General features: G+C 72.6%; 4 protein-coding genes. 3 read left to right on the forward strand and 1 reads right to left on the reverse strand.

Annotated features, from left to right (window positions below; all coding sequences use genetic code 11):
- A partial coding sequence (locus EYA84_RS24065) for a proton-conducting transporter membrane subunit (RefSeq protein WP_275540813.1) occupies nucleotides 1–1,656 on the reverse strand: 1,656 nt, incomplete at its 3' end.
- Between the two features lie 376 nt (nucleotides 1,657–2,032).
- On the opposite strand from EYA84_RS24065, the gene EYA84_RS24070 reads away from it, so the two are divergent.
- The 3 genes from EYA84_RS24070 to EYA84_RS24080 all read left to right on the forward strand — a co-directional run.
- A complete protein-coding gene (locus EYA84_RS24070) occupies nucleotides 2,033–3,085 on the forward strand; it encodes a MoxR family ATPase (protein ID WP_131055596.1) in 1,053 nt (350 codons plus the stop codon).
- 1 nt (nucleotide 3,086) lies between these two features.
- The gene (locus EYA84_RS24075) at nucleotides 3,087–4,385 is read left to right on the forward strand and encodes a DUF58 domain-containing protein (RefSeq protein ID WP_131055598.1); all 1,299 of its coding nucleotides are present in this window, start codon (nucleotides 3,087–3,089) and stop codon (nucleotides 4,383–4,385) included.
- 16 nt (nucleotides 4,386–4,401) lie between these two features.
- Nucleotides 4,402–6,244, forward strand: a 1,843-nt coding sequence (locus EYA84_RS24080; RefSeq protein WP_131055600.1) for a DUF3488 and transglutaminase-like domain-containing protein, incomplete at its 3' end; no start/stop codon positions are given.

Raw genomic sequence — 6,244 nt, forward strand, 5'->3', positions numbered from 1 at the left:
GGCCACCAGCGCGCCGACCCGGAGCAGCCGTCGCCGGCCGCGTTCGACCAGCTCGGCGAAGGGCGGTGTGGTGGGTACGGCCCGCAGCAGCCGGTCCACCCGGACCCGGCCGAGGAACATCAGCGTGCCCAGCAGCACGGTGGCGGCGCTGAGGCCCAGTGCGGGCGTGAAGCCGTGCCAGAACGCCAGGTACGGCGGTGTGCCCTCCGGCCGGGCCGCGTCGGCGGCGCGTTCCACCAGTGGACTCAGCACCGACACCGCCGGACCGAGCACGGTCGCCGTCACCGCGGCGACCGCCGCCGGGGCGAGGAACGCCCAGGAGGGTTCGCGCAGTCGCCGCTGCCGGGTCGGCCCCTCGACCATCCCGTGCACCAGGCGGGCCGCGTACGCGAACGTGAGCACGGAGGCGAGGACGCCGAGCCCGGCGGCGACCCAGCCCAGCCGGCCGACGCCGTGCGCATCGCCGAATGCCTCGAAGATCGCCTCCTTGCCGACGAACCCGATGGTGGGCGGTAACCCCGCCATCGACATCGCGGCCAGCACGGTGAGCCAGACCGTCACCGGCATCACCCGGTGCAGACCGGACAGCTCCCGGACGTCCCGGCTGCCCGCCTGGTGGTCGATGATGCCGACCAGCATGAACAGCGTCGCCTTGAACAACGCGTGCGCGACGGTGTACAGGATCGCCGCCGCGTCGGCCGCCGGGGTGCCCACGCCGATCACGCCGACCAGCAGCCCGAGCTGGCTGACGGTCGAGTACGCCAGCAGCGCCTTGAGGTCGTACTGCCGCAGCGCCAACAGCGCGCCGACGATCGCGGTGAGCAGCCCGACCGACATCAGTGTGACGTCCCACACCACCGTGCCGCCGAACACGGCGGAGAAGCGCATCAGCAGGTAGATGCCGGCCTTGACCATCGTCGCCGCGTGCAGGTACGCGCTCACCGGGGTGATCGCCACCATCGCGCCGGGCAGCCAGAAGTGGAACGGCAACTGGGCCGACTTGGTGATCGCGGCGAGCACGATCAGGGCCCCGGCCGCCCAGGCGGTGCCGCCGCGCAGCCGCTCCGGCTCGGCGACGATCGTCTCCAGGCTGGTGGTGCCGGTCTGCACCGCCAGCAGCACGATCGCGGTCAGCAGGGCGAGCCCGCCGGCCACGGTGACCAGCAGCGCCTGCACGGCCGGGCCGGTGGCCGCCGGACGTCCGCCCTGTCCGATCAGGACGAACGAGAGGATGGAGGTCAGCTCCCAGAAGACGAAGAGGACCAGCAGGTCGTCGGCGAGCACCAGGCCCAGCATCGCGGCGGCGAACAGGGTCATGGTGACGTACACCCGCTCCTGCCCGTCGTCGTCGACGCTGAGGTAGCGGGGGCAGTAGGCCATGATCAGCGCGCCGACGCCGAGCGCCAGCAGCGCGAAGACCAGACCGAGCGCGTCCATCCGCAACGCGGCGTCGACTCCGAGGCCGGGCAGCCACCGCCAGCCGAGGGTGACGTACCGGTCGTCCAGGATCGTCGGCAGCCGGGTGAGCAGCAGACCGGCCGCGACCAGGTAGCCGACGGCCAGTGGGTAGCCGGCGTTCCGCCCGAGGCGCCGGGTCAGCAGCGGTACGCAGGCCGCCAGCCCGAGCTGCCAGGCGAGCGCCACGGCGAGGATCACGACGCCGCCCGCCCGGCCGGGAGCACCTCGGATGCCGGTGCCGTCGCCATGTCAACGCCCGGTGGCACGGTCGCCGGACGCCCCCGGGCCGGGGCGGCCCCACGGGGTCTGCGTCCGGTCGCGCATGTCCCTCCTCGGTCAGGTGTCGGGGCGTCCGACGCCGCTTACCCGGCAGAACCGACGACATGCGCTGCGTGAACCACAAATCAGTCAGTAAGCACCCAAACACCTGCGCCAGTCGGCGTTGGCGAGAAACATGGTTAGCCTGAGAGGCCAGTGAGATTGTTGCGGCAGACGAGGCTCGCACGTCGCGAACCCAACGGCGGGTCCAGGTGCTCCGTACAGAGCTGCCGTGACGGCGACGAGGAGGAGGCCCGTGACTCAACAGACCTGGGACGAAGTTGGCGGATTGCTGCCGCACGACGAGTTCCGCGCAGCGAGCGACGCCATCGTGGCCAACATCGAACAGGTCATCGAGGGCAAGACCGCCACCGTGCGGCTTGCTCTGGCCGTCCTGCTCGCCGAAGGGCATCTGCTCATCGAGGATGTGCCCGGCGTCGGCAAGACCAAGCTGGCCAAGGCCCTCGCGCGCTCCATCGACTGCTCCGTCCGCCGCATCCAGTTCACCCCCGACCTGCTGCCCAGCGACGTCACCGGCGTCAGCGTCTACAACCAGGAGACGCACGACTTCGAGTTCCGGCCGGGTGCCGTCTTCGCCAACCTGGTCGTCGGCGACGAGATCAACCGGGCCTCGCCGAAGACCCAGTCCGCGCTGCTGGAGTGCATGGAGGAACGGCAGGTCACCGTCGACGGGGTGACGTACCAGTTGCAGACCCCGTTCATGGTGATCGCCACCCAGAACCCGATCGAGATGGAGGGCACGTACCCCCTGCCGGAGGCGCAGCGGGACCGCTTCACCGCCCGGATCGCGATGGGCTACCCCGACCCCAGTGCCGAGCTGGCGATGCTCGACGCCCACGGCGCGGTGGACCCGCTGCCGGCACTGCGCCCGGTCTCCGACTCCGACACCGTGCGCCGGCTGATCGGTCACGTCCGGCAGGTGCACGTCGCCGACGCGGTCAAGCAGTACGCGATCGACCTGGTCACCGCCACCCGCGAGGCACCCGAACTGCGGCTCGGCGCGTCCCCGCGATGCACCCTGCAACTGCTGCGCACCGCCCGCGCGGTGGCCGCCCTCGACGGGCGCGACTACGTCCTCCCCGACGATCTCCAGGTACTCGCCGTACCGGTCCTGGCGCACCGGCTCATCCCCACCGCCGACGCCCAGCTCGCCCGGCGTACCACCGACGCGATCGTGGCGGACCTGGTGCACCGGCTGCCGCTGCCGCACGACCGCCAGCGTTCGCCGTACGACAGCCGCCCGCCGGCCGGCAACGGTCGCGCCCCGTTCGAACCCCGGAGGCCGTGACGTGCGTGACGGCTTACGCGGCCTGACCACCCGCGGTCGCTCCTTCCTGGCCGCCGCGCTGGCGGCCGCCGTCTCCGCCGGCATCCTCGGCGAGAAGGACCTGCTGCGAGTAGCCGTGCTGCTGGCCGTCCTCCCGCTGCTCGCCGCGCTCTACGTCGGCCGCAGCCGTTACAAGCTCGCCTGTCACCGCTCGTTGGACCCGCACCGGGTGCCGGTCGGCGCCACCGCCCGGATGGTGCTGCGGTTGCAGAACCTGTCCCGGTTGCCCACCGGAACCCTGCTGCTGGAGGACCGACTGCCGTACGCGCTCGGCAGCCGGCCCCGGGTGGTGCTGGAACGGCTCGGCGCGCACCAGGCCAGCTCGGTGGCGTACACCGTGCGGGCGGACGTGCGCGGCCGGTACGAGGTGGGGCCGCTGGTGGTCCGGATGACCGACCCGTTCGGTCTGTGCGAACTGAGCCGGGCCTTCCCGGGCACCGACTCGCTGACCGTGGTGCCGCAGGTGGTGCCGCTGCCGGCGGTGCGGCTGCCCGGTGAGTACGCCGGCAGCGGCGAGAGCCGGGCCCGCTCGGTGGCGGTGCACGGCGAGGACGACGCGGCGACCCGCGAGTACCGGCGCGGCGACGACCTGCGCCGGGTGCACTGGAAGTCGACCGCGCGCACCGGGGAGCTGATGGTGCGCCGGGAGGAACAGCCCTGGGAGAGCCGCGCGACGGTCCTGCTGGACACCCGGGCGTACGGCCACCAGGGCGACGGCCCGACGGCCAGTTTCGAGTGGGCCGTCTCGGCCGCCGCCAGCATCGCCGTGCACCTGCGTCAGGCCGGCTACAAGCTGCGCCTGGTCACCGGCTCCGGCGCGGACGTGAACGCGACCGAGGGCGCCGGTGACGGTCTGCTCCTCGACCAGCTCGCGGAGGTCCGGCTGGACGAACGCGTCGAGATCACCGCCCTGGTGCAACACGTCCGGCAGCGCTCCGACGGCGGTCTGATCATCGGCGTCTTCGGGTCGCTGAGCACCGCCGAGGCGGAGGTGCTGTCCGGGCTGCGGGCCAACGGCGCCACCTGCGTCTGCTTCCTGCTGGACAGCTCTGCCTGGCTGAACCTGCCGGCGCAGGCCCGGACCGAGGCCGACCAGGCACACGACACCGCCGCGCTGGCCCTGATGCAGTCCGGCTGGCGGGTGATCGGCGTCGACCACGGCGGCCGGTTGCCGGCGCTCTGGCCGCAGGCCGGCCGGGGCTCGCAGGGTTTCGCCCTGCGGGCCGCGATGGCCGAGACGGTGGCCGGCGGCGTGCGATGAACGGAAGGTCCCTCTCATGATCGCCCATCGGAACCTGGGTCTGGTGGCCGCCGCCGCGACCCTGCTCGCCGCCGCGCCCCTGTCGGCCATCTTCGAACAGTGGACCTGGCTGGTGCAGTCGGTCATCGCGGTGGCCGCGGTGGCCGCCGCGGCGGCCCTGTCCCGGCTCGGCCGGACCCCGCTGTGGGCCCAGATCCTGGCCATGGTCGCCGGCCTCACCCTGGCCCTGACCTGGCTCTTCCCCAGCGGCGAGGAACTGCTCGCGGTGCTGCCCACGCCGGCCACCTTCGGGCACTTCGCCGAGTTGCTCAGCTCCTCGGTCGACGACATGCGCTCGCACGGCGTGAAGGTGCCGGACACCGACCCGCTGCTGTTCATCACCGTGCTCGGCGTCGGCGGCGTCGCGGTCCTGGTCGACGTGCTCTGCGTCGGGCTGCGCCGGCCCGCCCTGGCCGGCCTGCCGATGCTGGCCATCTACTCGGTGCCGGTGGCGGTCTACGTGGACAGCGTGCCGCCGCTGCCGTTCGCCATCGGGGCCGCCGGCTTCCTCTGGCTGCTGGTCACCGACAACGTCGACCGGGTCCGGCGGTTCGGCCGGCGGTTCACCGGGGACGGCCGCGACGTCGACGTCTGGGAGGCGTCCCCGCTGGCCGCCGCCGGACGGCGGCTGGCCGTGGTGGGCCTGGCGCTGGCCGTCCTGGTGCCGCTGGCCGTACCGGGCATGACCTCCGGCCTGATGAACAACCTGAACTCCGGCGTCGGCAGCGGTCTGGGCGGGCAGGGCTTCGGCGGCGCGCCCGGCCGCGTCGACCTGTTCGCCGCGCTCAGCGGCACGCTGAACCAGTCCGAGACCACCGACCTGGTCACCGTGACCACCACCGAGGAGGAGCCGTTCTATCTGCGCTTCGGCGTCGCCGACGAGCTGCGCGGCGACGGCTTCCGGGTACGCGGACCGAACGGCAGCCGGGTCACCGGTGAGCTGCCCGACCCGTCGGAGCAGCAGGTACGGGGGGTCGAGCGGACCCGGCACCGGGCCACCGTCGAGGTGACCCGGGCCCTGGCCATGCCGCTGATGCCGGTGTACGCCGAGCCGGTCGACTTCACCGACCTGAACCGGAACTGGTTCTACGACCAGGACCTGCAGGTGGTCTTCTCGAACCGGGAGAACTCCCGGGAGAAGTCGTACTCGTTCGACTACGTCCGTTCGACGTACACGCCGCAGGCCCTGCGCGCGGCCCGGGCGCTGTCCGCCGACGACCCCCGCCGGGTCCAGCAGACCGTCACCCCCGACGTGCCCGAGGTGCGGACCCTGGTCGCCGACCTGATCCGGGGCAAGCGCACCGAGTACGACAAGGTGCGCGCGATCTACGACTACTTCTCCGAGGAGAACGGCTTCACCTACCAGCTCAGCACCGAACAGGGCACCAGCGGGCAGGAGATCCTCGACTTCCTGGAGAACAAGGCCGGCTACTGCCAGCAGTACGCGGCGGCGCTGGCCTGGATGGTCCGCGACGCCGGCATCCCCGCCCGGGTGGCCTTCGGGTTCACCAACGGCAGTCGGCGTACCGCCGACACCCTCACCCTGACCAACCGGAACCTGCACGCCTGGACCGAGGTGTACTTCGACCAGATCGGGTGGGTGCCCTTCGACGCCACCCCGACCTACGGCGTGCCGGGCTCGGCCCGTTCCGCGTGGGCGCCGGACGTCAACGCCCCGGAGGACAACACCCCGCAGACCGACGCCACGGAGGCGCCCGACGCGGATGACCCGTCAGCCGGGCCGGACGCCGGACCGGACCAGTTCCAGGAGGGCGACGACCCGGCCGTCGGTGCCGCCCCGGGCGCGCCCACCCAGCAGG

This window comes from Verrucosispora sp. SN26_14.1 (genome assembly GCF_004307965.1).
Taxonomy (GTDB): Bacteria; Actinomycetota; Actinomycetes; order Mycobacteriales; family Micromonosporaceae; genus Micromonospora.